Consider the following 26,825-nt stretch of genomic DNA (forward strand, 5'->3'; position numbering starts at 1 on the left):
CGGGGACTTATTTAGAGCAGCCTAACAAGGCAACGATGCGATGCCAGCTGGACAAATTAAATCGCTTCGCGCTAAAAACAACTTACCGCAATTTCGGCGTTAACTCCTACTAGTCCGGCGCCAATTTACGCTTCCATTTGTCGCTCTTCCAGCGGCGCCAGTTTATTTGGCTACGTAGAAACTCGTCTACCATGCCTGCTAGTAACACCGCATATAAACCATAACCTAGGTAAACCCCGGTAAAGTAGGCCAGTGGCACTGAGAATAGCCAAGTCACCGCAATGGCGTTGCCGGTAACAAACACTGCGTCACCACAACCGCGCAATACATTACCGCTGATAATGTTTATTGCCCTTAGTGGCTCGTTAAGGCTGTGAATTAAACATACCACCACGCCTAGGGCGAGTACTTCAGGGTTACTGGTAAATAAACCCAGTAAGCTTTGATGAAAGATAAAGATAATGCTGGCAACAATAGCCACCGCTATTAAGCCCCAGCGCATGCCTTGGCGCATTTGTTGGTGGCAACGCTCAAAGTGGCCAGCACCTGCAAGTTGGGTCACTAACATGGTATTAGCAATGCCTATGGCGACTAGCATCATGGTGCAATAAACGTAGATGTTTAGTGCGTAAATACGCACGGTGAGCGAGGTTTCGCCAAACTGAACAATCATCAAGTTCATGACCATCACAAAGCTTTGGTAAGAGAAAGGCTCGAGCGCTGAAGGTACGGCAATTTTTAGAATAGGTTTAAGGCTAAGAGCTGGCTTTTTAATCGCCTCGGCTAAAGGCAGCTTCACTTTTATTAGCAGCAATACCACTAACAAACTAAAGCTAAGGCTTAGCAACCAAGCAATTAAGCTGGCTAAGGCTACCCCGGTCACGCCCATTGGTGTTGCGCCAAACCAGCCCAATACCAACACGCCATTGCCAATAATATTGGTGACCAGCATGAGCGCTGCTGAAATGGTGTTCCAATGAGATTGACCATAGCTATTACAGATGTTGGCTAGGGTCATACGTAAGCCCATAAAGCCCACGCCCGCTCCAGCAAGTACTAAGTATTCGGCGGCTAATAGGCTCATATCTGGGAGAAGGCTCATCCATTGGCCAATGTTGCTGGCTTGGCTTACAAAGAATAGCCCGCAGAGTAGCCCTGCTAGTACACCGAGTATTATCAAGCCGGCTAGAATCAAATTAGCCCGTTGATAGTTTTGTTTGCCCATGTACTGCGATGCCAAACTTGCGCCAGCGATGCCTGTGGCCGAGAAAAACACAATGGCCATAGAGAACCAAGGCATCACTGCACCTACCGAAGCGGCGGCTTGATCAGAGACTTGGCTAAGGAATAGCGCGTCAAATACCGGTACCGACATGTTCAGCATGAATTCGCCAAAAATAGGCAAGGCCATTCCAAACAGGCCTTTTTGTAGGGTTTTACTCTGGGTAGTAGACGACATGCTGACCACAAACTAGCAAGAAATTGCGCTTATACTAGGCACTTCCTAGTAACTAGGCCTTTATGTAAATCAACTTTATATTTATGAAAGTTAATTAAGTTGGCTGGCCCACTGCCATATCACCACTAGCAGCAAAAATAAGGTGGTTGATTGCCAAAAACGCACCGGATTACGCTCGATTAAGGGTTTGGCTTGATAGCTGGCTTTAAGTTTGGGATTGGCATGTTGTAAGTCATGAATCAGTTCCGACAAGCTCTGATAACGCTGCTGCGGTTTAGGGTGGCAGCCTTGCTCTAAGGCGGCGTCTAACCAGTCAGGCATGTCATTGCGGAAATGCTGAATGTTTTGATAGTGCCAGTCGCTGTAGTTTCGCTGAGCAATTTGCTCACGGCTGGCTTGTTTGTAGGGCAACTTGCCTGAGAGCATTTCGTAGGCAATCACCGCAAACGAGAAAATGTCGCTACGATGGCGACCCGTTTCACCCACTAAATACTCTGGTGCGATGTATTGCACCGAGCCAACCGGTGTGGTGTTTTTTTCATCTTGCTCAAGTTGTTCGGCCGATTGTACTGTGCCAAAGTCGACCAGTTTCAGTTGGTCGTCGGCGGTGATAATAATGTTCTCGGGTTTAAGATCGCGGTGCACCATTTCGTAACGGCGTAAGGCCCGCAAGGCTTTTGCCAGTTTTTGCAGCATGCGCACAACTTGCTGAATGGGTGGGTGAGGGTGCTTATCCATCCATTGGCGAAGGGTAATGCCAGGTACGTATTCGGCGATTAAGTAACGAAAGCGGCGAGTACCAATAGGCTCGAAGGTGCGCATGATATAAGGATTACTAACCACGCGGCCAACCCACTCTTCGCGGGCAAAGCCGGCAAAGTATTCTTGGTCGTCGGCCATACTGGCATCGGGCGCTTTAAGAATACGTACACGACCATTGCTATTACCTTGTTCATCTAGTTCTTCGACTAAATACACATGGCTACGTGGGCTGGTATGAAGGACCTCACTAACGCGGTATTGGTCGATTTTATTGCCAACCGACATTACCGGTGGAATAGGTAAGTGCAGCAGCTGTGCGCGGCTTTCATCCAGCTCGGCTTCAGGCACGTTATCAACGTTAACTAGCATGGCGCTAATATTGTCGTCGCTGCCTGCTAATTCCGCAGCATTAACAATGGCACTGGCTTGTTCTTCTAGGCTTGAAAACTTGGCTTGTAATAGTTTAACCAGTTGCTGTTCACTTAGTGCATCATGCACACCATCACTGGTTAACATGAAGATATCGCCAGTCTCTACAGTACGAGTGGAATAATCTAACTCAAGGCTAGAATCCACACCCATAGCACGAGTGAGGTGGTTTTTTTGTTTACCGCGAATTTGCACATGGTCGCGAGTTAGCTGGCGTAGTTTGCCCGCGCGAAAGCGATAGATGCGGCTATCACCCACATGAAAAAGGTGGGCGACTCGCGATTTAATAATTAGTGTTGATAGGGTACAGGCGTAAGAGCCAGTTTGTTTACCTTGTTGGAAAAGCCAGTTGTTCAGCGATTTGGCGACTTGAGCGGTAGATTTGTTTACCGACCAGCTTTCTGGGGTTGCGTAGTAGTCTTCAACAAATTGGGTAACCGAGATTTGAGCGGCCATTTTGGCATGTTCTGCACTGCTTAAACCGTCGGCCAGCACTGCTACAACACCTTTATAGTATCGGGTCCATGGCTCGGGGATTTTAGCGACACATGCATCTTGGTTTTCTGGTTTAGGACCAGGAATGGAGGCGCCTCCAAAAGACGCCTCCAACTTGTTGCTAGCTTCAGAGGATGCTTTTTCGCTGTTACTAACTCGGTTACTGCTGGCTGGGGTGGCCGCTGCAGTTTGTTGTTCTTCTAACACTAAGATCGCTTCCTTGAGGTAAGCAGCGTGGCCAATTAAGGCGCACGCCGCTATACGGGGCTGGCTTAGCTAACGTTGATTAGCGTTACTTCGCCATCTGGGCCTACTTCAGCAATAGTGCCCTTCGGCTCTTCTAGAAGCAATAAGGCGATAAAACCTAACACCGCAGTGGCACCAATCACGTAGAAGAACGCTTGGTAGCTAACTAGGCTTAGCACGGTTAAGTAGAATACTGCGCCCACGTTACCGTATGCACCTGTCATACCGGCAATTTGACCGGTTAAGCGACGCTTAATTAGCGGTACAGCGGCAAATACTGCGCCTTCACCAGCTTGTACAAAGAATGAACACGCCATGGCCATTGCTACTGCTAGGAATAGTGGCCAAGTTCCGTCAATTTGGCCCATGCCAAAGTAACCTAGGGCTAAACCAGCAGTTAATACTAATAGGGTTTTCTTACGACCAAATCGGTCCGAAATCCAACCGCCACCTGGGCGAGAAGCTAAGTTCATAAAGGCATAAGCAGAGGCGAGTAAGCCCGCGTAAACCATATCTAGTTCGAATACTTCGCTAAAGAACAATGGCAACATAGATACTACCGCTAGCTCTGAACCAAAGGTTGCGAAGTACAATACGTTTAATACTGCTACTTGCTTAAATTTGTATTGTTCAATTTCTGGAACTGGCTTAACAAAGATGTTTTTGTTTACTTGGTAAGTCTTCCAAAAATCCAGAACGTATAAAGCAACTAAGCCCGCGTAACACGCATATACCACTTCTTGGCTTAACATTTTTACGCCAGCTGGAGACAGTTTCCATGCTAACAAAGCAAGGGTGGCGTACATTGGAACCTTCATAATTAGCAGCAATACAAAGTCACCTTTGGTGGTTACTTCCATTGCGCCAACATTTTTTGGCTTAAAGTAAGTAGAGCCTTTAGGCGTATCGCTTACGTTCTTGTAGTAAATAACACTGAACACAAGGCTGATTAAACCGGTAAGGCCTACCGCATAACGCCAGCCGTCTTCACCGCCAAATATAATCGCTAGCGTTGGAAGTGACATAGCTGCAGCTGCGCTACCAAAGTTACCCCAACCGCCGTAAATACCTTCTGCAGTACCTAGCTCTTTAGCTGGGAACCACTCCGATACCATACGAATACCCACTACAAAGCCGGCGCCAATAAAGCCCAATAAGAAACGAGCGATAGCGGCTTGCTCAAAGCTATTAGCAAAGGCAAACATGAAACAAGGGATAGAACATACTGCCAACAGGGTGGAGTAGGTAAGGCGTGGACCAAAGCGGTCGGTAAACATGCCAATAACAATTCGCGCAGGAATGGTTAAGGCTACGTTTAGAATAAGTAGGGTTTTAATTTGGCTGGAAGTTAAACCTAGGCTGGCAGCAATGCTGGCCATTAATGGTGCGTGGTTAAACCACACCAAAAAGGTAATAAAAAAAGCCATCCAGCTCATGTGTAGTATTTTCATTTTTCCGGTAAAGGAAAACAGGTTAAATTTTTCTGCACTCATCATAATGTCTCTAAAAAAGTTAAAGCGTTTCCTACCACGCCGCCGTAGCGGCGCGGTTTAGTATTATTTTTTTAAGTATTTTTTATTAAGCGGCGACTTTGATGCTGTCACCCTCTACCTTCACTTGGAAGGTAGGAATAGTGACGCTGTCGTCGTCTAGGCATTGGCCGGTTTTTAAACTAAAACGTTGCTTATAAAGGGGAGATGCCACCATTAATTCGCCTTTGAAGTCTCCAATAATGCCTCGAGACAACATGTTTACTTTGCCAAATGGGCAGTAATTACTTATGGCGAATATTTGGTCACTAATTCCTTCCCAGAAAATGGCGACTTGTTTGCCTTTAACTAAGGCACAAACACCGGTTCCTGGGCTAAGCTGCGATTTGCGACAAACTTCGGTCCAAGTTTCTGTAGCTAATTCACTCATCATCACTCTCCTTGTTATGGTGCTTCTACAATTTCGATGGTTTGAATACGTTCTTCTTCGGTAGCTGGGCGACGTTGGCCACGCTCACGAACATATTGCAGGTTGTTGTCTGGCTCGTCGGCGTTAATAAACTGGCTGAAGCGCTGCAGTTTCTTCTCGTCATTAATCGTAGATTTCCACTCACACTGGTAGCTTTCTACTACGTGATTCATGTTTGCTTCGAGTTCTTCACAAATGTTGAGTTTGTCGTCGATAACCACTTCTTTTAGGTAATCTAGGCCGCCTTCAAGGTTTTCTAACCATACCGAGGTACGCTGTAAGCGGTCGGCAGTACGTACGTAGAACATCAATACGCGGTCGATGTAGAGCATTAGGGTTACGTCGTCTAAATCGGTAGCGAATAAGTCGGCGTGTCGAGGGCGCATACCACCATTACCACAAACATACAGACCCCAACCGCCCTCAGTTGCAATAACACCAATATCCTTGCTCTGTGCCTCAGCGCACTCACGAGTACACCCTGACACACCAAACTTAATTTTGTGCGGGGCGCGTAGGCCCTTGTAACGGTTTTCTAGCAGAATCGCCATGCCAACACTGTCTTGCACGCCGTAACGACACCAGGTTGAGCCTACACAAGACTTAACGGTACGTAATGCTTTACCGTAGGCGTGGCCGGTTTCAAATCCAGCATCAATTAATTTGCCCCAAATCTTCGGCAGTTCGTGCAGTTGCGCACCAAATAAATCAACCCGCTGGCCGCCGGTAATTTTGGTGTATAGGTCGAACTCTTTAGCCACTTCACCAATGGCAATTAGCTTGTCTGGAGTAATCTCACCGCCAGCTACTCGAGGTACTACTGAGTAGGTGCCGTCTTTTTGCATGTTGCCTAAGAAGATGTCGTTGGTATCTTGTAGGGCAATATGGTCATCGGTAAGAACATAGTCGTTCCAGAAGGTGGCTAAAATAGACCCCACTGCTGGTTTACAAATTTCACAGCCGTGTCCGGTTCCGTGTTCTTTAAGCAACTGCTCAAAGGTTTTGATTTTCTTAACGCGCACAATGTCGGCTAGCTCGGCACGTGAATAAGCAAAGTGCTCACAAATGTCGTTGCTAACTTCAACACCTAGGTTTTCTAGTTCTGCGTTCATCACTTGAACGGCTAATGCGCTACAACCGCCACAACCGGTTGCTGCACCCGTAGTGGCTTTAATATCAGCCATGCTAGTTGCGCCGTCGCGTACCGCTTGGCAAATTTGCCCTTTGGTTACGTCGAAACATGAACAAATTTGTGCGCTGTCTGGCAGTGAATCAACACCCATCGCCGAAGCTGCACCTTCTTCAGATGAAGGTACCAGTAAGTATTCTGGCGCTACTGGTAATGGCATGTCGTTTAAGAACAACTGTAACCAGTTGCCGTAATCGTCGGCATCACCTACTAATACCGCGCCCAACAAACGGTCGCCAGCGGCGTTGGTAACAACTTTTTTGTACACTTGACGGGCTTCGTCGCTCAAGCTGTAACTTAAAGCGCCTTCGGTGTTAGCGTGTGCGTCACCAATACTGGCTACGTCTACACCCATCAACTTAAGCTTGGTGCTCATGTCGGCACCGGCAAATTCTTTAGCTTGCTCACCGGCGATATGGTCGACCGCTACTTTAGCCATGCTGTAACCTGGGGCTACTAGGCCAAAAATTTTGCCTTCCCACAAGGCACATTCACCAATCGCGTAAATGTCTGGGTTAGACGTTTGACATTGATTGTTAATCACTATGCCGCCACGAGGACCAAGCTCTAGGCCGGTTTCGCGTGCTAACTGATCTTGTGGGCGAATACCTGCAGAAAACAAAATCATGTCGGTATCTAAACTGCTACCGTCTGCAAAGTTCATGCGGTAGCGAGTGTTTTCACCTGCCACAATTTCTTTGGTATTTTTCTCGGTATGAACTTGTACGCCAAGCTCTTCAATTTTAGTGCGAAGAATTGCACCGCCACCGTCACACACTTGCACTGCCATTAGGCGAGGTGCAAATTCTACTACGTGAGTTTCCATACCAAGGTCTTTAAGTGCTTTAGCGGCTTCTAAGCCAAGTAAACCACCACCTACAACTACACCTACTTTTGAGTTTTCGCCTGACTTAGTCATGGCTTCTAAATCTTCAATGGTGCGGTATACCAAGATATTTTCTTGTGCCGCTTGATCGTCTGGACGAGGAATTGGCGGGACAAATGGGTAAGAACCGGTCGCTAGCACCAGTTTGTCGTAGCTTTCGCGACGACCACTAGCGGTAACCACAATTTTTTCTTCAGGCAATACTTCAACAACTTTGTCGTTTACAAAGTATTGAACGCCATGTTCGTCATAGTATTCAGGAGAGGTCATCATCAAGTCGTCTGCGGTTTTACCCGAGAAGTAACTTGATAATTGCACGCGGTCGTATGCTAAGCGCGACTCTTCACTAAAAGTGGTTACTTGAACTTGGCCTAACTTGTCTTGCTGTATCAATTGGTCAATGAAGTGGTGACCAACCATGCCGTTACCAACAACGATGATACGTTCCATGTACTCTCTCCTATGCGCTTAGAGCGGCGCTATTTTCTAATTCAAATTGGTTCTGGTTCGCGTCTAACTTACTTAGCCAGTTGAGTTGCTCGCGCAGTGATACCACTTCACCGATTACAATTAATGTAGGGGATTGCAATTGGTGTTCACTGGCGAGCGTAGGTAACTGGTCTAATTGGCCGGTAACAACGCGTTGATCGCTTTGGCAGCCTTTTTCTATTAATGCGGCAGGTGTCTTTGCACTCTTTCCAAAACGTTGTAGCTGTTGGCTGATCTCAGGCAAGCTGCTCAGCCCCATGTAAAACACTAAGGTGTGGTCGAGTTGCGCCAGTTGGGCCCAATCGATATCTAATTTGCCGTTTTGTTTGTGGCCAGTAATAAAGCTACAACCAGTGGCTAGACCACGGTGAGTAAGCGGAATACCCGCGTAGCTAGTACAGCCAGATGCAGCAGTAATACCAGGAATAACCCGAGCTGGAACGTCATGTTCATGTAAAACACTGAGTTCTTCACTGCCGCGACCAAATACAAATGGGTCTCCACCTTTAAGGCGACAAATACGTAAACCTTGTTTAGCTTTGTCTACCATATAGAGGTTAAGTTGTTCTTGCGGGATGCAGTGATTGGCTTTGGCTTTACCTACGTAAATAGCTTTAGTGTTGCTAGGAATAAGCGCTAAGATTTCTTCGCTTACTAGGCGGTCATATAACACTAAGTCTGCTTGTTCTATGCTGCGTAGGGCCTTTAAGGTGAGCAGCTCTGGATCGCCAGGGCCTGCACCCACTAAGTCAACCATGCCTGTTTCAATAGGCTGCTTTTGACTCGTTTTAGGATGTTGGCTAATTCTTTGTATGCTCATATCACTGTCTCGCAATTACTTATGTCAGCTATGACGCAATCATGGTGCCAGTAGCAAAAAAAACACTAAAACTTGATTAAAATCATTTTTTATCAACGAGTTAGAAGTTTTTGAAATTTTTATTGAGCTACAACTGTCTATACTCCTTAAGGGATAACTTGCACCTATTTGGTAAAATTGCGCACCTAGAAAGTGCTTAAAAATGTGAACTATCTCTGATTTAGTGCGTCATATATCTGGAAACAAGTGAGACTGCGCAAAGCCGCGCAGCCTGCTATATAGGGGGTTAGATCTTGCTAATTGGCTATGGTAGACTCGTTGACCGAGTAATATTTAGAGGTTGAAATGGATCAAGTAAATGCATCTATGGCGCTAGTCCCGCAAGGGAGCATTGAAGCCTACATTCAATCAGTTAATCGCGCTGATATGCTCACGCCTGAGCGTGAGAAAGAGCTTGCTACTCGTTTATATGACGAGGGTGATTTAACAGCAGCTCGCGAATTAGTTATGTCGCACCTACGTTTTGTAGTGCATGTAGCTAAAAATTACGCAGGTTATGGCTTGCCGCAAGCTGATTTAATTCAAGAGGGCAACGTAGGCTTAATGAAAGCCGTAAAACGTTTTGACCCTAAAGTGGGTGTTCGTTTGGTCTCTTTTGCTGTGCATTGGATTAAAGCGGAGATTCATGAATACGTATTACGTAATTGGCGTATGGTGAAAATTGCTACCACTAAAGCACAACGTAAGTTGTTCTTTAATCTTCGTAAATCTAAAAAGCGTTTAGGCTGGTTTAGCAATGACGAAGTAAACATGGTGGCTGAGAATCTTGGTGTAAGTACCAAAGACGTATTGGAAATGGAATCTCGAATGAGTGCCCAAGACCAAGCCTTTGATTTAGCCGCCGATGATGATGAGCGTGAAGGCTGCTTTGCGCCGATTCAGTACTTGGAAGATAAGTCTTCTGATGTAGCCCAGTTTGTTGAGAAAGAAAACTGGGAAGTTGCTGCAGCTAATCGCTTACGAGCCGCTTTAAATACTCTAGACGAGCGAAATGCGCATATTGTGCAGCGCCGTTGGTTAGATGAGGATAAAGCGACTTTGCAAGAGTTGGCAGACCATTACCAAGTTTCTGCAGAGCGGATTAGGCAGCTAGAAAAAAATGCCATGAAGAAGCTCAAAGCAGCCATGGAATAAAAACTTATTAAAAACCTCGCCTAGCGAGGTTTTTTTATATTCAAATCTGCCGCTTGCCTGTGTTAAATTTGCACAAACTTTCTAATACATGGTCTGACATGGACGGTCCATTCGAACTTTCTAAAGTTAATTTTGTTATTGACGGTGATGGCCGCAAAACCGCTGCAATTTTACCTATTGAACTGTATCAGCAGCTATTGTCTTTACGTGAGCTGGTGGTTGAGAGCAGCCAGCACACCATATCTGCTGAGTATTCGTTCAGCGTTAAGCAAGCGGTTGCGCATGGTTACCCTACTGGGGCTAAAAACAAACCCGGCTTTACTGTAGTGAAAGGTTCAACTGCTAATGGTGGTGGGGCGGAGTCATTACGCCCGGCAGTGTTGGCACTACGTGAGCAGTTACTTGAAGATACCGTTCTTTGCCGTCAAGGCGATGGTTATGAGTTTATGCGTGACTATCAATTTTCTAGCCCCAGCTCAGCCGCTTGCTTAATTGCTGGTAATGCTCGCAGTGGTTTAGATGCTTGGCTAGATAAATGGGGACGTAGCCTTAAAGATCGCGGGTATGGCAAAAAGCGCTAAGGCTTAATAATTAATCTGAGCTCGGGACAATAAACTGGTTTCTAACGACTATTTTTACTTATTTCGGTGTTGAAGCCACTTGCAATAGGCTAGCTATTGACGCGCAGCTTCGCCTTGAACTAAGCAAAACTATCTCGCCAGAAACATGAAATTAGATTAAGTACTGGTTTGCAGAGTTACCGTCAGTTCCTTATCCCGAGTTCAGGTTAACTAGACAGATATAAAAAAGAGCGCCTAAGCGCTCTTTTTTTCTGTGACTTAGGCCAGTAGCTCTAAAGGCTCGACCGTTTCAATGCCAAGGGCTTCGCCTACTTCGGCGCAAGTTAACTTGCCATGCATTACGTTTAAGCCATTGCGCAAGTGCTCATCATCTAGCAGTGCTTGTTTATATCCCTTGTTCGCAAAGGTGATGATGTAAGGCAAAGTTGCATTATTAAGTGCCATGGTAGAGGTACGAGCCACGCCGCCTGGCATATTTGCAACACAATAGTGCACCACATCATCCACGATATAAATAGGATCTTGATGGGTGGTAGCCTTTGAGGTCTCGGCACAACCACCTTGGTCGATGGCAACATCAACAATAGCGCTGCCAGCCTTCATGCGTTTAACCAAATCCTTTGTGATAAGCTTGGGCGCAGCGGCACCTGGCAATAATACGCCACCAATCACTAAATCAGCCTCTAATACATGCTGCTCAATACTGCTGGTCGTTGAATAAACTGTTTTAAGTTGGCCATGGTATTCAGCATCAACACTGCGAAGTACATCAATGCTGCGATCGAGTATGGTGACGTCTGCACCCATTCCAACAGCCATTTGTGCAGCATTACGACCAACCATGCCGCCGCCAATTACGGTAACTTTGGCAGGCTCTACCCCTGGCACGCCACCCAGTAATACCCCGCGACCGCCTTTAGATTTTTCTAAGGCAAGTGCGCCTGCTTGAATCGCCATTCTGCCCGCTACCTCTGACATTGGTGCCAGCAAAGGAAGGCCGCCACGTGGGCTAGTTACTGTTTCATAAGCTACACAAACTGCGCCAGATTTTATTAAATCTTGAGTTTGTTCTGGGTCGGGAGCGAGGTGCAAGTAAGTGAACAATAGCTGGTCTTCACGCAACATAGCGCGTTCAACCGCTTGTGGTTCTTTTACTTTCACAATCATTTCGGCTGCGGCAAATACTTCCGCGGCAGTGTTTGAAATGTTCGCGCCGACCGCTTGGTAATCAGCATCACTGAAGCCAATACCTGCGCCGGCCTGAGTCTCAACAATGACTTGATGGCCATGTTGAATTAACTCATTCACACTGGCGGGTGTCATTCCCACACGATATTCGTGATTTTTTATTTCCTTAGGTACACCAATCAGCATAGCGATTAACTCCTTTTTAGATATATATGTTGGTCATATATGCCGCTCTAATTATTAACATATAGTTAAATGCGCTGATAATGCAATTGTTTTTTGGTGTAACCGTCTGTGTTGTTTTTGGTTTTTCGGTAGGATATGTTGTGCCCTTGTTAAAGGATAAAACAAAGTTATGGGAAAACCGCAAATCATGCAGCAAAATATTCTGAATCAGGTTTTAAACGATATCGATCAATTTAACTTAAATGACCCAAATAAGGAGATAGATGAGTTAGGAACCGAGCATGCCAAAGAATTTTTGTACGGTAAGCGCATGTCTAATTGCTTACATGATTTTATGTTAGCACCTCCAGCTGAATTACAAATTGCTGCCCGAGCTCAGCATATTGGCCGTTGGTTATCATTAAGAAGTGATTACCCAGAAGGTCGAGCAGGTTACTTAAAATGGCGCAGCGGTTTAGGTAAAAAGCATGCTGAGTTGTGTGCAGAAATAATGCGTAAGCACAATTTAGATGAAACCCTCATTGATGCTACTGCCAGTTTACTACGCAAAGAAAAGCTAAAACGTAACCCGCTTACTCAAGCCCTTGAAGATGTTATTTGTTTAGTGTTTTTAAAGTACTACTTTGTTGAATTTGCTAATAAACATGCTCAAGATAAAGTGATTAGCATCGTGCAAAAAACCTGGGCAAAAATGTCTGAACAAGGCCAGCAAGCTGCGCTTGCATTAGATTTGTCTGACGAAGCGCTAAGCTTAGTAAAGCAGGCCTTAGCCTAGCTTTTCAAGCTGAATAAAACATAATCTTGTGCTAGTATTCGTCACGATTTTTAGTTGATTAGGCGTATCTGATGAGAAGAGATCTGGCATTTCGTTTTTCCCGCGTGACCGAAGCCGCAGCTTTAGCTGGTTACAAGTGGTTGGGGCGTGGGGATAAAAATATTGCTGATAACGCAGCTGTTGAAGCCATGCGTATCATGCTCAATGACATCGACATTGATGGCGAAGTGGTTATTGGCGAAGGCGAGATTGATGATGCACCGATGCTTTACATTGGCGAGCATGTTGGTACCGGTGGCGAAGGTGTTGATATTGCGGTAGATCCTATTGAAGGCACCCGCATGACTGCAATGGGTCAAAACAATGCAGTTGCCGTGCTTGCCGTAGGCGAGAAAGGCGCATTCTTACGTGCACCAGATATGTACATGGAAAAGTTGGTAGTTGGACCGGAAGCCAAAGGTTGCATCGATTTAAACCAACCACTTGAGCACAACATTAAAATGGTTGCGTCGGTCTTGGGCAAAGAGCTGAGCGATATGACAGTGATTACCTTGGCTAAGCCTCGTCATGACCAAGTGATTGCTGAGATGCAAAAGCTAGGTGTTCGAGTATTTGCGATTCCTGATGGGGATGTAGCTGCATCGATTTTATCGTGTATGCCGCTTAGCGAAGTTGACATGATGTACTGTGTAGGCGGAGCGCCAGAAGGGGTGATTTCGGCGGCAGTAATTCGCGCTTTAGGCGGTGATATGCAAGGCCGTTTAATTCCACGTCACCAGGTAAAAGAAGATACCCCGGAAAATCGCGCAATTGGTGAAGAAGAGATTCGTCGCTGTGAAGCCGAAGATATTCAAGTAAATAGTGTATTGCAGTTGAATGACTTAGCCAAAAACGACAATGTGATATTTTCGGCGACAGGCATTACCAAGGGTGATTTACTGGAAGGCATTAATCGCCAAGGTAATATTGCCACCACCGAAACGCTATTGGTTCGTGGTAAAACTCGTACTATTCGTAAAATACAATCAACCCACTATTTAGATCGTAAAAACGACGATTTGAAGTCGATTATTTTGTAGTAATACGGGTAGAAAAAGAATAAAAACCAGAGCCGTGGCTCTGGTTTTTTTATAGCTGAAAGGTGAATTGATTGTTTAAGCCAAGATGCTGATAAAAGGCCAGCACGGCTGGATCGTTACTGTGCGGAAAAGTGAGCAGGCTTAGGCCCTTTTGAGCCACTAGCTGCAGAAGCTGCTGGAACATAAACAAGCCTATGCCACGGCGTTGGGTTATATCTCGCACGTGAAAGCGCTGTACTAATAGCTGTTGTTTGTTACAACTTACAACACAATATGCAACCACACGCTGATTAAACGTACAGCTGTAGAGTTGAGCCGCTTGCTGCCATTCTCGCCACTGCGAAGGCTCTATATTACTGGATATTTTCGATAAATCACTGGCGTGCTGTTGCCAGTGTTCAATAGCTTGAAAAGATAAACGCATAAAACCTTTTGCTGTATAAATTAAGAAACTTGAGAGAGTGGTGTATCGGTAATTTGTTCTATATCGAGACTGTGCCAGCTTTTTAAGAAATGCTGAGCATCTTGGTGAATAAGTTTAATTGCACCTTTTAACTCTTCACTAAGGTAGTCTTTGTCTTGGTTAGCTAATTGATTAAGGGTATAGCTCAAGTCGTAAATGAGAGGCCCAAGGTCGAATAGATTATTGGGTTCGATATTTCGCTTATGGTTAGGTTGCGCTCGGCGCTTTCTCCAAGTGCTAAAAGCCACCAAAAACAAATGCAATAGTTGTTTTGATTCTCGGCAATCTAAACACGATTGTTGTACCCACCACGGCGCACTCCCCTTCATGAAACTGACACATTCGTTAACAACATTGTTTACATAGTTGTCATCAACGTAGCTGGGCACTGACTGAGGTTTCATAAAAAAAGTTGCGTGGTTATTGGTGGATTTAGATTACACATTTTCATTGTTACACACCAATATTTTTATCTGGCTTTGTTAAGAAAAGTGTTGCTAACACGGTTCGCCGGACAAAATTGTGTTGGGTATTTGAGACAGTATTTCATGCTGTCAACCCTGCATTACAGAAGTGGTAGTTCGAAGTATGATATCTGTCAACTATTGTTGCTCTGCTTATTGTGTATACAAGGTATGTTTGACAAAATGACTCGCTAATTTATTGATTTTTTTACTATATAGTCTCATCAATTTTTTACCTGTGGAGTGAATGGTTCGCTTTACATTATTTGCTGTGATTATTGCTGTTATGGATGATAAGCAATGCTTGGTATTTCCAAACAAGGCTATGTAGCCAAAGGCTTTACCCTGCTTGAACTGATGATCGCCGTGGCGATTCTGGTGATAGTACTGGTAATAGCTGTGCCCTCGATGCAAGGCTTGATGCAAGACAACAAGCAAAAGGTCACTCGCGATCTACTTGCCAATAGCTTAATGGTGGCTCAGCAAGAAGCCATTAGAGCCAATCTCTCAACTTATGTTTGTCCTACCACCAATGGTACAAGTTGTGAGGCTGCTTGGGGAGCGAATAAGGGCTGGTTGGTATTTATTGATGAAACCCGCTCTGGCGGTTTGTCTTCAAGTGACCCCGTTATTGCTGCGCACCCTAAGCCTCAATCCGGAGAATTGAAATATAGTCCTTCTGCCAGTGGGAGCACCAGTACTTTGGTGCGTTTTTTCCCTACTGGTCACGCTACCGCTGGTGAGTTAACGGTTTGTGCTCCTTCAAACGATTATGAAGACCAGCGAATCAGCATTACACGCATGGGGAGGGTTGAATATGCTTCGCCATCAACAACTTACTGCAACTAAACAACAAGGCTTTACCTTAATTGAACTGCTGATAGCAGTAGTTATTGTTGCTATCGGTTTACTTGGGCACGCCGCTTTACAGATCCAGTCGGTAAATACTGCTCACCAAGCTCGCTTTGCGCAAACGGCTAACATTGCCATGTTAGATATTGTGCAGCGCTTTAGTGCCATGCCAGAAGCTACCGTAAACAACGAGTTTAATATCGATAACCTTGCCGATGGTACAGCCCCTACCAGTTCCAAAAATTGTATTAGCGAAACTTGCACACGAGCAGAGTTTGCGGCGTTTGAGTTAGCTGATTGGTTTGGTAATCATTCAGTGTATATACCCCAGCTACGCTTTTCAATACAACACGCCAGCAACCTGGTCACTGTAAAAATGACCTGGGATGCCAACTTATCGGGTGCCGGCGCCGCTGATTGCTCTGCAGATACAAGTGGAGCAGGTCACCAATGTAGTGAGGTAGCGGTATGGGTAAGGTAATGCACAAACAAAGTGGTTTTGGCTTAGTTGAGTTAATGATCGCATTGGTATTGTCACTGATTGTGGTGGGTGGCCTTTATGCAGCTTTAATTGGCGACCAAAAAAGTTATGAAGCCACTCGAGCTAGCCATTTATTGGTGAGTAAAAACCGAATGAGCATTCAAACTTTGCGCTTGTATCTGCAACAAGCAGGCTTTCGAGATTACAACCAACTCTATCAAAATACCTTATTGCCGCTGGTTTCAACCGCCGATAGTTTTGGTTTTACTTGGGATGAAGCGCAAATGGTGCAAGGTTTAAATGACCAAACCACCTTTACTGGCGCAAAAGCCGCTACCGATGTTATTGCTTTTCGCTTTTTTGGTGCAGCAGCGCCCAATGCCAGTATGTATACCTGTGACGGCTCAGAATTGGCGGCGGATACGGTAACAACCTTAGTGTTCTTTATTTCTACTAGTGACCAATTGGTTTGCCGCGACGCAAGTGGCGATACCGTGTTTGACGAAAGCATAGATAATTTGCAAGTGCTATACGGAAGTGTAGATGACAGTACATTTAAGTATTACACAGCCATCGAAGTCCCGAATTGGAATGAAATCAATCGCGTTAAAGTAGGCTTACTGGTTTCACAGGAAGTATCAATGGGTAACTTAAGCAATACGAGCAGTTACCAAGTGTTAGATAAAACCGTATCAGTAAACGATAGAAGCATCCGACAAGCTGTTAGCGAAACGGTGTTACTACTAAACATGGGGTCGTAAGTAATGCCTATAACTAACAATAAACAACAGGGTATGGCACTCATCATGTCGTTAGTCATGGTTGTTATAATAGCCATGATTGGTATCGCCATTGCACAGCAAGTGACCAGTGGCCGCAAAAGCTCAGCGGTACATCAAGACCACTCTATGAGCTTTTCAAGAGCAACCTCTGGTGTGCATGAAGCAGAATTTGTGGTCCGTCAGCAGGCTTACCATACAGATGCATTACTAAATCCAGATACACCCAACAATTTGGTCACACCAGCTTTTACCAAAATTGAGGGTGGAATAACAGTCAGTGACGATGAGTGGTGGCAAAACGATGGTAATTGGGTGGCTGCTAATAAGGTTACTGTGGTGAGTGATGCCGGAGGAAACGCCCTTGCAGGCCAACCTAGTTACATTATTGAAGATGGCGGAGTCGACTCTGGTTTAGTGTTAGGGGTAAAAGTTCCTAAACGTCGCTTTTTACGCATAACCTCTAAAGCCGAAGGTGAAGGTGGAGCGATTACTTATTTACAATCTTACGTAGCGTTCATGGAGTAAAGTCGTGAAACAAGTAAAAGGATTTACATTGCTAGAGGTGATGATAACTGTTGCCATCGTAGCCATTCTTGCGGGCATTGCCTACCCCAGTTATTTAAGCCATGTGCAAACTACTAAAAGAGAAGAAGCGAAACGCACTTTAGTAGAAGCTGCTCAGCAAATGGAAAGTTATTACGCAATGCACCTTAGCTATGCCAGTGCTGCTACTGGAACAAGCTTAAGTATTTATACCCCTAGCTCAGAGTTTAATGAAATTTATACACTGACAGCCGATAATGTTAGTTCTTCTGGTTATAAGCTAACTGCGACACCTAAAGGCTCTCAGGTGGGGGACTCTTGTGGAAACTTGAGTCTTTCTAGTACTGGTCTTAAAGAACCTACTACGGGGGGCTGTTGGTAATGATTAATCTGACTAAACCCTCTATTTATGCTCTAACTTTATCAGCATTAACTGGTGTTTCTCAAGCTGGGGAATTAGATCTAGCTGATGCACCACTTTACGTAGCTACCACTCCTGCTCCAATGGTTATGTTGGTAATGGGGCGTGACCATACGCTTTATTATGAAGCGTATAATGATGCCTCTGATTTAAATGGTGATGGTAACCTTAACATTCACTATGACCCTGTAAACATCAATTACTATGGCTATTTTGACAGTAATCGTTGTTATAGCTATAGCGCTGGAGGAGAAAATAGTGCTGGAGTATTCACTCCCGGCTTAGCTGCAGCAGCATCTACAAAAGCATGTACAGGCTCCGACCCTTGGAGTGGTGATTTTCTGAATTACTTAACCATGTCGCGTATGGATGTACTACGCTCGGTGCTTTACGGTGGGTATAGAGCTGTAGACACTAGCTCAAGCACTATTCTTGAACGCGTTTTTATCCCGCAGGATGCTCACTCTTGGGGTAAAAGCTATACATCAGCAGCTGTTAATGGTTTTAACATTACTGATTACACCCCCTATTCAAACCCAAGCGGTAATAATAAACACTTTTTTGGTACTGCTTCGTTTTCTGATGGTGGAATACCTGAACTAAGGGTGAAAAAAAACCAAAATAACGATATTTGGAATTGGGCTAGTACTGAAAGACCCGTATTAGATGGTTCAACAGATGAACAGTTTGATATTCGAGTAGAAGTTTGCGCGGATGGAAAGCTCGAAGAAAATTGTAAAGAATACCCAAATGGAAAATTTAAGCCAACCGGACTTTTACATGATTACGGTGAAAATGGCAGCATTGAATTTGGTTTAATCACAGGTAGTTATGATAAGAACTTATCGGGCGGCGTATTGCGCAAAGCCATGGGTAATTTTGGTTCAGAGGTGGTTGATGATACAGGTGTATTTGATAGCACAGTGCAAGGAATTGTAAGCACCATCAACAAACTAAAGATCTATGGTTTTAACTATGGTGACAAATCTTATGGCTGTGGTTGGGTGGTTGATGGGCCGATTGAAAGTGGCGAGTGTTCTTCATGGGGCAACCCGATTGGTGAAATGCTATTTGAAAGTTTGCGTTATTTTCATGGTGAAGGCAGCGCTAGTAGTACTTACTCTGCCGGTAGCGGAACCATTGATGGTAGTTTAGGTTTGCCTTTTGCTACTTGGGATAAGCCTTTTGATACTCGTGAGTATTGTGCTGCCCCTTATAATCTGGTGATTAGTGATATTAACCCTTCTTATGATTCAGATGAGCTGCCCGGCGCACACACCAGTTTTGCAAAGACTTATACAGGAACTACTGGAGCAACCTTAACAGCATTCAATCTAAAGTCCTTGCTCGATACAATATCGACTAAAGAAAGTATCTCAGGGAACTATTTTATTGGCGAAACGGTGACTGATAACGCCGGAACTACCAGTTCTAAGAGTGCCCCAACAGCTAAAGCCGCCACTTCATTATCTGAGATGCGAGGTTTATCTCCAGCTGAGCCTACTAAAGAAGGAAGTTACTCTGTTGCAGCGGCTGCATATTACGGGCATAAAACCGATCTATTTCCGGATAAATCAGGTAAACAGAATATTCAAACTACCGTGGTTGCTATTTCTTCTCCGCTACCAGAGGTAGAAGTGAAAGTTGGCACAGAAACTATCAAAATAGTGCCGTTTGCTAAGTCGGTTGGCGGTGGTGCTGGTGGCGGGACCATCAACTCTAGTGAGGGGGAGTTCCAGCCAACCAATACTATTGTTGATTACTATGTAGAAGAATTTTCCAGCACTAAAGGCATCTTTCGTATTAACTTCGAAGATGTAGAGCAAGGTGCCGATCATGATATGGATATGATCGTGCAATATACCTATGAAGTTAAAGACCTCTGTCCTAATGCTTATGATGATGAAGCAACTTGTAGCAAACAACAGGGGGTTCAGCTTTCTCTTGATTCTCTGTATGCAGCAGGGAGTATTCACCAACATGCGGGCTATGTGATTTCGGGCACCGGTCATGACGGCATCTACTTAGACGTAAAAGATCAAGGTGGCGGTAATGTGAGTTATTACTTAGATACGCCCAATCAAACTGAAGATGCTTTTCCTAATAATTCAAGGAAGACTGCCTCAAATACTACAGACCTTCCTTTGTTAAGAAAAAGGAATTTCTTTCCAAGTAGCGCTTCGGCTAACTTGTTGCCATCACCACTATGGTACGCGGCAAAATGGGGTGGATTTGTTGATACTAATAACAGTGGGTTTCCTGACGCAGGCGAGTGGGATGAAGATGTAACTGGAGAGCCAGACAACTATTTCCCGGTAACAAATGCTGGTGAGTTAGCAGCGCAAATAGGTAAAGCTTTAGAGAAAATTGCTAGCGGAAACCAGTCTGCCACGCCACCCGTGTTTAATAATACCTTTTTAAATGCCAGTGCTTTCCTATACCAATCAACCTTTGATGGGGAGTACTGGAGCGGTGATGTTAAGTCTTTTGCTGCAGCAGGAGGTGGGTTTAGCTCAACGCCAACTTGGAGTGCTGCTGAAGAGTTAGATGCGGTCACCCCAAGCTCTAGGGTTATTTATACCCGCAATAATGAAAGCAATGAAATAGTTGATTTTGTTGTGCCTTCATCACTGAGTGGTGCTAGCGATTCCTTAAGCTTATCTCAAATTAATGCCTTACTAGATGGCCAAACTGGCAGCGATGCCGTTAAGTTGGCTTACTTAACGGCTGTCATTAACTACCTGCGGGGTGAGAGAACATATGAAGCAGCCGATTTAGCTTACAGTATGCGAACTAGAGCTTCTGCTTTAGGTGATGTGATTAATTCAACGCCTTACTATGTTGATTTGGTAAATGACCATGCAGTAGAGAAGCCAGTGTTAGTTTACGGCGCAAATGATGGCATGGTTCACATCGTTGATGCCGCAAACGGTGAAGAGATTATGGCTTATGTGCCAAGCCAAATATATCAAGGCTTAAATGCTCTAACGAAAAGTACCTATAATCATAAGTATTTTGTAGACGGCGGAATTGCTGGTTATAGCGAAGAGAGCGGTGGCGATACTACAACAACAGTAGTTGGCACCTTAGGCACTGGATTTAAAGGTCTCTATGCACTGGATGTTAGCGATATGACCAGTGTGAATAAAAATAAAGTATTGTGGGAAATTGATACCGATACCACTGGGTTTTCGGGAATCGGTTATACGCGGGAAGAGCCAACAATCGCTAAATTAGCAAATGGTAAAGTCGGCGTGATTTTTTCCAATGGTTATAACTCCAGTGATGATGAAGGGCAGCTCTTTATTGCTGATTTAGAAGATGGCAGCTTAATTAAGACGCTAAAAACTGGAGTAGGAAGCGCAGAAGACCCTAGTGGTGAATCTCGACCAAATGCTCTGGCAAGCCCTGCTGCAGTTGACTTGAACGGTGATGGAGTTGTCGACCGTATTTATGCAGGTGACCTATTCGGTAATATGTGGGCGTTTGATGTGTCGGATGGCAGCTCTAGCAACTGGGATTTGGCAACAGCTGACGACAAGCCTCTATTTAGCGCTGTCAGCCCAACTAAATTAAATGGACTAACTCATACTGCTCAACCAATTACTACTAGGCCTTCTGTTGGTGCACACCCATACGGCTTATCACAAGGTGTGCTAGTTGCTTTTGGTACCGGTAAGTATGTTGAAAACTCCGACAATAATGTTTTGGGAGAGGCTACTCAGTCTGTTTACGTTGTTTGGGATAAGTTAAATAGCTCCTACCTAACAAGTTCTAGAACTACAGCTAGTGGTGAAGAGGTGTATACCAACCTATTGCGACAAGCCATTATTGAAGAGGATGCAGACAACCGCTTGCTAACGGAATATGTGATTGACTGGGGTGTGCATAATGGTTGGTATCTCGATTTGGTTAACACTGAAGGTGGAAATACTAACAACTATGGCGAGCGACAAGTTACCAATACTTTATTACTGTTTAATAAGTTGAGCTTAACTACTCTATTACCAAATGAGGATATATGTGCCTCAGGTGGTAGCGGTTGGTATATGGAGCTAAATCTGCACTCTGGTATTACTTGGAATCACGGTACCGATGGTAATACAGATCCAGATGACCCCTCAGACACCATTAACAATGATTCATCACATCACAAAGTGAACGGGATCCCTTCGCCGCCAACTACTATCATTGTGCCGCCTGACAGTGGTAATACTGACGATGAGATTATTGTCAAAAACTGTGTGACCTTAAGTACTGGTGCGGTTTTTTGTTTTGACGATTACCAATCACCCACAGGGCGTTTAAGTTTAAGAACCTTACACTAAGATCCAGGGTAGGAAATCAGACAATAAAAAGGGAGCCTTAAACGGCTCCCTTTTTTATCAGATATTTGCTATTTGGGTCATTTTTATATTCTCTATATAACCTTGATATGTTTTGGCTGAGAGTTTATTTAAATATATGTTTTTCAAATATATTACTAATTTAAACTGTCTAGTGCTTCACTAAATTTCTATTGCTTAAAGATTAAAATTTCAGCAGGTTTTCTATGGTTGTTAGTTGTCGCTTCAAACCAGTTTGAGGTAACAGCAGCCTAAGTTGTTGGAAGCAAAACTTTGAGTACTCTCACCACACTATTTACACCAGTGCGTTGCTGCATGTTTGCGCAAAAATCAATCCGTCTTATATGGCTTTATTTGACTATGGGGTTGCTGCTAAGTGTTGTTTCATTAGCAACTAAAGCTGCCCAGTTAAATTTGGCTGATAGCCCCTTATACGTCGCTACTTCACCTTCACCAATGGTGATGTTGGTAATGGGAAGGGATCATACTCTTTACTATGAAGCTTATAACGATGCTACCGACTTAAGTGGCAATAACGACCTAGATATTAACTACAATCCCTTGGTTGTAGAATATGCGGGTTACTTCAATAGTGAGCGCTGCTACACCTATAATTCTTCGCAAAAACGTTTTACCCCTGGCGTCGAGGCAAATGCGAATACTAAGGCGTGCACCGGTTCAGGGGAGTGGAGTGGCGATTTTCTCAATTACCTCACCATGTCTCGCATGGATGTTCTGCGTACCGTACTGTATGGCGGCTATAGAGCGATAGACAGTGAAGGTACTACGGTATTGGAACGAGTATTTATTCCTCAGGATGCCCACTCATGGGGTAAAAGTTATACCTCGGAAGCGGTGAATGGTTACCGTATCGATAACTACACCCCATTGTCTCAGCCTAATAGCAATCGTAAGCACTTTTTTGGAACTGCGTCTTGGTCTGATGGCGGTGCCCCTGAGCTAAGAATCAAAAAAAACCAAAATAGTGAGATATGGGAGTGGGCGACTACAGAGCGCCCAGTGCTGGCTGGAAACTATAGCGAGTCTTATGAGATTAGGGTTGAGGTATGTGTACAAGGCAAGTTGGAGGCTAACTGTAAAGAGTATCCCAACAAGCAATATAAACCCACCGGATTGCTGCATGACTACGGCGAAGACGGCAGTATCGAGTTTGGGCTTATTACTGGTAGTTACGACAAAAACTTATCAGGTGGGGTTTTGCGTAAAGCTGTATCCCATTTTGGTGATGAGTTAATCAGCAATACCGGGCAGTTTAAAACCAGCGTAAACGGCATTGTAAGTACAATCAATAAATTGCGTATTTACGGTTTTAAATATGGCAGCTATGAGTATGGCTGTGGCTGGATTACCGATCGCGCAATTCGTAATGGCGAATGTACTTCATGGGGTAACCCTATTGGTGAGATGTTGTACGAAAGCTTACGTTATTTCCACGGCGAAGGTTTTGCTAGTAGCTCATATTCAAGCGGCAGCGGTACTATCGATGGTCAACTAGGCTTGCCATTTGCTAAGTGGGACGATCCTTTTGCTAATCGAGAGTATTGCGCAGCACCCTATAATTTGGTGATCAGCGATATTAGCCCGTCTTACGATTCTGATGAAATCCCTAACGCTCACCCAAGTTACGCAGGCTCTTATCAAGGGTCGATACTTGACGGATTTCACCTTAAAAACTTGTTAGATAATATTTCAAAATACGAAAATATTGGTGGTGATTATTTCATTGGTGAATCGGTTAGTGATACTACTGGTACCACTAGTGCACCCACTGCAAAAACTGTAAATACTTTATCGGAGGTTCGAGGCCTCTCTCCTCAAGAGCCAACAAAAGAGGGCAGTTATGCAGTAGCTGCAGTGGCGCATTATGGTCACAAAACCGATATCTTCCCCAATAAGCCGGGTAAGCAAAATATTCAAACCACAGTGGTAGCTGTTTCTTCTCCACTGCCCGAGGTGGAAGTTGAAGTTGATGGAGAAACCATCATCATTGTTCCGTTTGCTAAGTCAGTAGGCGGCTGTGCTAGTGGTAGTTGTATTAGTACCAATAAGGGTGATTTTCAGCCAACAAATGCCATTGTTGATTACTACGTAGAAGAGTTTTCTCCCATTAAAGGCACCTTTAGGATTAACTTTGAGGATGTCGAACAGGGTGCCGATCATGAAATGGACATGATCGTGAAGTACCACTACGAGGTGCGAGAGCTATGTGAGAATGCCTACGATAATGAGGCCACTTGTAGTAAGCGCTTAGGTGTTCAATTAACGTTAGATTCAATTTACGCCGCGGGCAGTATTGACCAACATGCTGGTTACGTTATTTCCGGTACTGACAAAGATGGTATCTATTTAGATGTGAAAGATCGTGGCGGAAATAAGCGTACTTATTACTTAGACACTCCTTTACAAAATGATTCGGCTTTTCCAAATAACTCTCGAGAATCTAGCAATAACAGCTCAGATTTGCCGCTAATTCGTAAGCGGAATTTCTTTCCTAGCTCAAGCTCTGAGGCTGCGACCTTATTGCCTTCGCCTCTTTGGTATGCTGCAAAATGGGGCGGTTTTACCGATACCAATAACAACGGCATACCTGATGACGGCGAATGGGACGAAGAAGAAAGTGGTCAGCCAGATAACTATTTCCCGGTAACTAACGCTGGGCAACTGGGCGCGCAAATTGGCAAAGCCTTAGAGAAAATCGCCAGTGGCAGCCAGTCGGCTAGCCCTCCGGTGTTTAATAACAATTTTTTAAGCAGTAGCTCGTTTTTGTATCAATCGTCATTTGATGGGGAATATTGGAGTGGCGATGTAAAGGCCTTTAAAGCGGCCAGTGGAGGTGGATTTAGCTCTACTGAGACTTGGAGTGTAGCCAAAGAACTCGATGCAATGCCTCATCAACAGCGTACCATTTTCTCTCGTAACGATGAATCCGGGGAGGTCTTTGAATTTACAGCGCCAAACAGTTTACAGCCTTCCGCTACTGGTTTTAGCTCATCGCAAATCTCCACCTTGCTGGCAGGGCAAACAGGCTCCGATTCTCTGAAGTTAGATTATCTTCAGGCGGTAGTGAATTACCTGCGAGGTGAGCGCACTTATGAGAAAAGTGACTTGCAGTTTTCCATGCGAAAACGCGCTACTGCATTGGGTGATGTCATCAACTCCATTCCCTATTATGTAGATCTTGCTACTGGCCACAAAGTGAATAAGCCAGTGCTGGTGTTTGGAGCAAACGATGGCATGGTGCATGTGGTTGATGCTAAAACCGGCAAAGAGCTAATGGCCTATCTACCTAGCCAAGTTTATCAACATCTAAATAGCCTTACCCGCAGTACTTACACTCACAAGTATTTTGTCGATGGGGCCATTACCGGCTACACCGACGAATCGGATAAAACCACTGTAGTGGGAACCTTGGGCACTGGCGTGAAGGGCTTATATGCATTAGATGTTACCAATATGAATTGGCCAACTAAGAATAACATTAAATGGGAAATTGATAGTTCCACCAAAGGTTTTGAAGGCCTAGGTTATAGTCGTGAGCAGCCCACTATTGCTAAGTTGGCAAATGGTACAACTGGAGTGATCTTTTCAAATGGCTATAACGCTGCAGATGACCAAGCAACTCTATATATTGCCGACCTAAAAGACGGCAGTTTAATTGCCGACCTAAGTACTGGGGTCGGTAGCACAGAGGACCCAACTGGACAAGGCCGGCCAAACGCATTGGCTTCTCCCGCCGTGGTCGACTTAACGGGTAATGGTGTTGCCGATCGCATTTATGCGGGTGATCTCTACGGAAACATGTGGGCATTTGATGTATCCGATACTCGAGCTAGCAACTGGGATTTAGCTACCATGCAAAGTGCTGGGTCTAAGCCGCCGTTATTTTCTGCAACTAGCCCAAGCAAACGTTTAGTTGGCTCTAGCATGCAATATCAGGCTCAGCCAGTAACTACCAAGCCGTCGGTTGGCGCGCATCCTATGGGCTTGAATCAAGGTGTGTTAGTAGCATTTGGAACGGGTAAGTATATCGAAGTAGATGATAACGATGCAGATGATCAAGATACTCAAAGCATCTATGTCATTTGGGATCGTTTAAACGGCGAAGCCGTAAATTCTAAGCGTTCTAGAGTGAGTGGAGAAGATGTTTATGATGCCAACTTATTGCGGCAAGCCATTATAGAAGAGGACTCCAGCAATCGCTTGTTAAGCGATAATCCAATTGATTGGAATACTCATAGCGGCTGGTATTTGGATTTTGTGAATACTCAGAATAACAATACCAATAACTACGGTGAACGGCAGGTAAGTAACAGTTTACTGCTCGCCAATAAACTTAGCTTTACCACTATGCTACCCAATACTGATACTTGTGCCTCTGGCGGTAGTGGCTGGTATATGGAGTTGAATCTGCATTCAGGAAGAACTTGGAATACGGGGACTAATGGCAATACCGATCCCAACGATCCTAACGATACGATTAATAATGATAGTTCCCATCAAAAGGTAGAAGATGGCATTCCTTCTTCGCCAGGGGTGATTGTCGATCCCAACTTACCTAGTGATGGTTCAGTTCACGATGGCTCGATTAATCAGAAAAACTGCATTACTTTAAGTAACGGCACCATGCTCTGTTTTGACGACTTTACCTCGCCAACCGGTCGATTAAGCTTACGCCGATTACACTAGTAAGCCGCAAAGTGTAATAAAAGCAGCCC

The 26,825-nt window shown here is 44.7% G+C and carries 20 protein-coding genes; 11 read left to right on the forward strand and 9 right to left on the reverse strand.

Features of this window, described 5'->3' with window-relative positions; translation table 11 throughout:
• Positions 1–109: 109 nt before the first annotated feature.
• The 6 genes from LQZ07_RS03455 to cobA all read right to left on the reverse strand — a co-directional run bounded on the left by LQZ07_RS03455 (position 110) and on the right by cobA (position 8,734).
• The gene (locus tag LQZ07_RS03455) at positions 110–1,459 is read right to left on the reverse strand and encodes an MATE family efflux transporter (protein ID WP_152783355.1); all 1,350 of its coding nucleotides are present in this window, start codon (positions 1,457–1,459) and stop codon (positions 110–112) included.
• A gap of 90 nt (positions 1,460–1,549) precedes the next feature.
• Entirely contained in the window at positions 1,550–3,352 is a 1,803-nt protein-coding gene (locus LQZ07_RS03460) for a bifunctional protein-serine/threonine kinase/phosphatase (RefSeq protein WP_152783357.1), read from the reverse strand.
• Positions 3,353–3,417: 65 nt separating this feature from the next.
• Positions 3,418–4,884, reverse strand: coding sequence for a NarK family nitrate/nitrite MFS transporter (locus LQZ07_RS03465; protein WP_040307297.1), 1,467 nt, complete (start codon positions 4,882–4,884; stop codon positions 3,418–3,420).
• 85 nt (positions 4,885–4,969) lie between these two features.
• Positions 4,970–5,314 carry a nitrite reductase small subunit NirD gene (nirD, locus tag LQZ07_RS03470; protein WP_016402267.1) on the reverse strand — a complete coding sequence of 115 codons (345 nt, stop codon included), beginning with the start codon at positions 5,312–5,314 and terminating at the stop codon, positions 4,970–4,972.
• 11 nt (positions 5,315–5,325) lie between these two features.
• Positions 5,326–7,875, reverse strand: coding sequence for a nitrite reductase large subunit NirB (gene nirB / locus LQZ07_RS03475; RefSeq protein ID WP_152783359.1), 2,550 nt, complete (start codon positions 7,873–7,875; stop codon positions 5,326–5,328).
• A gap of 10 nt (positions 7,876–7,885) precedes the next feature.
• A complete protein-coding gene (gene cobA, locus LQZ07_RS03480) occupies positions 7,886–8,734 on the reverse strand; it encodes a uroporphyrinogen-III C-methyltransferase (RefSeq protein ID WP_227981436.1) in 849 nt (282 codons plus the stop codon).
• Between the two features lie 345 nt (positions 8,735–9,079).
• Here cobA and rpoH point away from each other — a divergent pair, with 345 nt between their 5' ends.
• Together rpoH and LQZ07_RS03490 are read left to right on the forward strand one after the other, a co-directional pair.
• Positions 9,080–9,928 (forward strand): RNA polymerase sigma factor RpoH, encoded by an 849-nt coding sequence (gene rpoH, locus LQZ07_RS03485; protein ID WP_152783362.1) that lies wholly within the window; start codon positions 9,080–9,082, stop codon positions 9,926–9,928.
• Between the two features lie 98 nt (positions 9,929–10,026).
• On the forward strand, positions 10,027–10,509 hold the full coding sequence (locus tag LQZ07_RS03490; protein ID WP_016402263.1) for a DUF4357 domain-containing protein: 483 nt from the start codon (positions 10,027–10,029) through the stop codon (positions 10,507–10,509).
• Between the two features lie 258 nt (positions 10,510–10,767).
• Here LQZ07_RS03490 and ald read toward each other — a convergent pair whose 3' ends face one another.
• A complete protein-coding gene (ald, locus tag LQZ07_RS03495; RefSeq protein WP_152783364.1) occupies positions 10,768–11,883 on the reverse strand; it encodes an alanine dehydrogenase in 1,116 nt (371 codons plus the stop codon).
• 169 nt (positions 11,884–12,052) lie between these two features.
• Between ald and LQZ07_RS03500 the strand changes: the two genes are divergently transcribed.
• Together LQZ07_RS03500 and glpX are read left to right on the forward strand one after the other, a co-directional pair.
• A complete protein-coding gene (locus LQZ07_RS03500) occupies positions 12,053–12,658 on the forward strand; it encodes a DUF4202 domain-containing protein (RefSeq protein ID WP_227981438.1) in 606 nt (201 codons plus the stop codon).
• A 71-nt stretch (positions 12,659–12,729) separates the two neighbouring features.
• A complete protein-coding gene (gene glpX, locus LQZ07_RS03505) occupies positions 12,730–13,737 on the forward strand; it encodes a class II fructose-bisphosphatase (protein WP_016402260.1) in 1,008 nt (335 codons plus the stop codon).
• A gap of 49 nt (positions 13,738–13,786) precedes the next feature.
• On the opposite strand, the gene LQZ07_RS03510 is transcribed toward glpX, so the two are convergent.
• Both LQZ07_RS03510 and LQZ07_RS03515 read right to left on the reverse strand, forming a co-directional pair.
• Entirely contained in the window at positions 13,787–14,161 is a 375-nt protein-coding gene (locus LQZ07_RS03510; protein ID WP_152783366.1) for an acetyl-CoA sensor PanZ family protein, read from the reverse strand.
• A 20-nt stretch (positions 14,162–14,181) separates the two neighbouring features.
• Positions 14,182–14,604, reverse strand: a complete 423-nt coding sequence (locus LQZ07_RS03515; protein ID WP_152783368.1) for a hypothetical protein — start codon at positions 14,602–14,604, stop codon at positions 14,182–14,184.
• Between the two features lie 360 nt (positions 14,605–14,964).
• On the opposite strand from LQZ07_RS03515, the gene LQZ07_RS03520 reads away from it, so the two are divergent.
• The 7 genes from LQZ07_RS03520 (at position 14,965) to LQZ07_RS03555 (ending at position 26,796) form a co-directional block, all read left to right on the forward strand.
• Complete coding sequence (locus LQZ07_RS03520) at positions 14,965–15,513, forward strand: GspH/FimT family pseudopilin (protein ID WP_152783523.1); 549 nt, start codon at positions 14,965–14,967, stop codon at positions 15,511–15,513.
• Complete coding sequence (gene pilV, locus LQZ07_RS03525) at positions 15,482–15,997, forward strand: type IV pilus modification protein PilV (RefSeq protein ID WP_194164155.1); 516 nt, start codon at positions 15,482–15,484, stop codon at positions 15,995–15,997. The genes LQZ07_RS03520 and pilV overlap by 32 nt, the downstream gene beginning before the upstream one ends.
• A complete protein-coding gene (locus tag LQZ07_RS03530) occupies positions 15,985–16,758 on the forward strand; it encodes a PilW family protein (protein ID WP_152783525.1) in 774 nt (257 codons plus the stop codon). The genes pilV and LQZ07_RS03530 overlap by 13 nt, the downstream gene beginning before the upstream one ends.
• 3 nt (positions 16,759–16,761) lie before the next feature.
• Positions 16,762–17,304: a hypothetical protein gene (locus LQZ07_RS03535; protein WP_152783372.1), complete on the forward strand. Its 543-nt coding sequence runs from the start codon at positions 16,762–16,764 to the stop codon at positions 17,302–17,304.
• A 4-nt stretch (positions 17,305–17,308) separates the two neighbouring features.
• Entirely contained in the window at positions 17,309–17,704 is a 396-nt protein-coding gene (locus LQZ07_RS03545; RefSeq protein WP_152783374.1) for a type IV pilin protein, read from the forward strand.
• The gene (locus tag LQZ07_RS03550) at positions 17,704–22,071 is read left to right on the forward strand and encodes a pilus assembly protein (protein WP_152783376.1); all 4,368 of its coding nucleotides are present in this window, start codon (positions 17,704–17,706) and stop codon (positions 22,069–22,071) included. Before LQZ07_RS03545 ends, LQZ07_RS03550 begins: the two co-directional genes overlap by 1 nt.
• A gap of 378 nt (positions 22,072–22,449) precedes the next feature.
• Positions 22,450–26,796, forward strand: coding sequence for a pilus assembly protein (locus tag LQZ07_RS03555; RefSeq protein ID WP_194164156.1), 4,347 nt, complete (start codon positions 22,450–22,452; stop codon positions 26,794–26,796).
• The last annotated feature ends 29 nt before the right edge of the window (positions 26,797–26,825 follow it).

The organism is Agarivorans sp. B2Z047, assembly GCF_023373605.1.
In the GTDB taxonomy this organism is placed as follows: Bacteria; Pseudomonadota; Gammaproteobacteria; order Enterobacterales; family Celerinatantimonadaceae; genus Agarivorans; species Agarivorans albus.

What these genes read in the sequence shown, in the direction of transcription:
- nirB (WP_152783359.1), bottom strand. Translation starts at nt 7,875, where the DNA reads ATGGAACGTATCATCGTTGTTGGTAACGGCATGGTTGGTCACCACTTC.
- LQZ07_RS03555 (WP_194164156.1), top strand. Translation starts at nt 22,450, where the DNA reads ATGGGGTTGCTGCTAAGTGTTGTTTCATTAGCAACTAAAGCTGCCCAG.
- LQZ07_RS03455 (WP_152783355.1), bottom strand. Translation starts at nt 1,459, where the DNA reads ATGTCGTCTACTACCCAGAGTAAAACCCTACAAAAAGGCCTGTTTGGA.
- LQZ07_RS03550 (WP_152783376.1), top strand. Translation starts at nt 17,704, where the DNA reads ATGATTAATCTGACTAAACCCTCTATTTATGCTCTAACTTTATCAGCA.
- glpX (WP_016402260.1), top strand. Translation starts at nt 12,730, where the DNA reads ATGAGAAGAGATCTGGCATTTCGTTTTTCCCGCGTGACCGAAGCCGCA.
- LQZ07_RS03465 (WP_040307297.1), bottom strand. Translation starts at nt 4,884, where the DNA reads ATGAGTGCAGAAAAATTTAACCTGTTTTCCTTTACCGGAAAAATGAAA.
- LQZ07_RS03530 (WP_152783525.1), top strand. Translation starts at nt 15,985, where the DNA reads ATGGGTAAGGTAATGCACAAACAAAGTGGTTTTGGCTTAGTTGAGTTA.
- LQZ07_RS03500 (WP_227981438.1), top strand. Translation starts at nt 12,053, where the DNA reads ATGGGAAAACCGCAAATCATGCAGCAAAATATTCTGAATCAGGTTTTA.
- LQZ07_RS03520 (WP_152783523.1), top strand. Translation starts at nt 14,965, where the DNA reads ATGCTTGGTATTTCCAAACAAGGCTATGTAGCCAAAGGCTTTACCCTG.
- LQZ07_RS03490 (WP_016402263.1), top strand. Translation starts at nt 10,027, where the DNA reads ATGGACGGTCCATTCGAACTTTCTAAAGTTAATTTTGTTATTGACGGT.
- LQZ07_RS03510 (WP_152783366.1), bottom strand. Translation starts at nt 14,161, where the DNA reads ATGCGTTTATCTTTTCAAGCTATTGAACACTGGCAACAGCACGCCAGT.
- rpoH (WP_152783362.1), top strand. Translation starts at nt 9,080, where the DNA reads ATGGATCAAGTAAATGCATCTATGGCGCTAGTCCCGCAAGGGAGCATT.
- nirD (WP_016402267.1), bottom strand. Translation starts at nt 5,314, where the DNA reads ATGATGAGTGAATTAGCTACAGAAACTTGGACCGAAGTTTGTCGCAAA.
- ald (WP_152783364.1), bottom strand. Translation starts at nt 11,883, where the DNA reads ATGCTGATTGGTGTACCTAAGGAAATAAAAAATCACGAATATCGTGTG.
- cobA (WP_227981436.1), bottom strand. Translation starts at nt 8,734, where the DNA reads ATGAGCATACAAAGAATTAGCCAACATCCTAAAACGAGTCAAAAGCAG.
- pilV (WP_194164155.1), top strand. Translation starts at nt 15,482, where the DNA reads ATGCTTCGCCATCAACAACTTACTGCAACTAAACAACAAGGCTTTACC.
- LQZ07_RS03535 (WP_152783372.1), top strand. Translation starts at nt 16,762, where the DNA reads ATGCCTATAACTAACAATAAACAACAGGGTATGGCACTCATCATGTCG.
- LQZ07_RS03515 (WP_152783368.1), bottom strand. Translation starts at nt 14,604, where the DNA reads ATGAAACCTCAGTCAGTGCCCAGCTACGTTGATGACAACTATGTAAAC.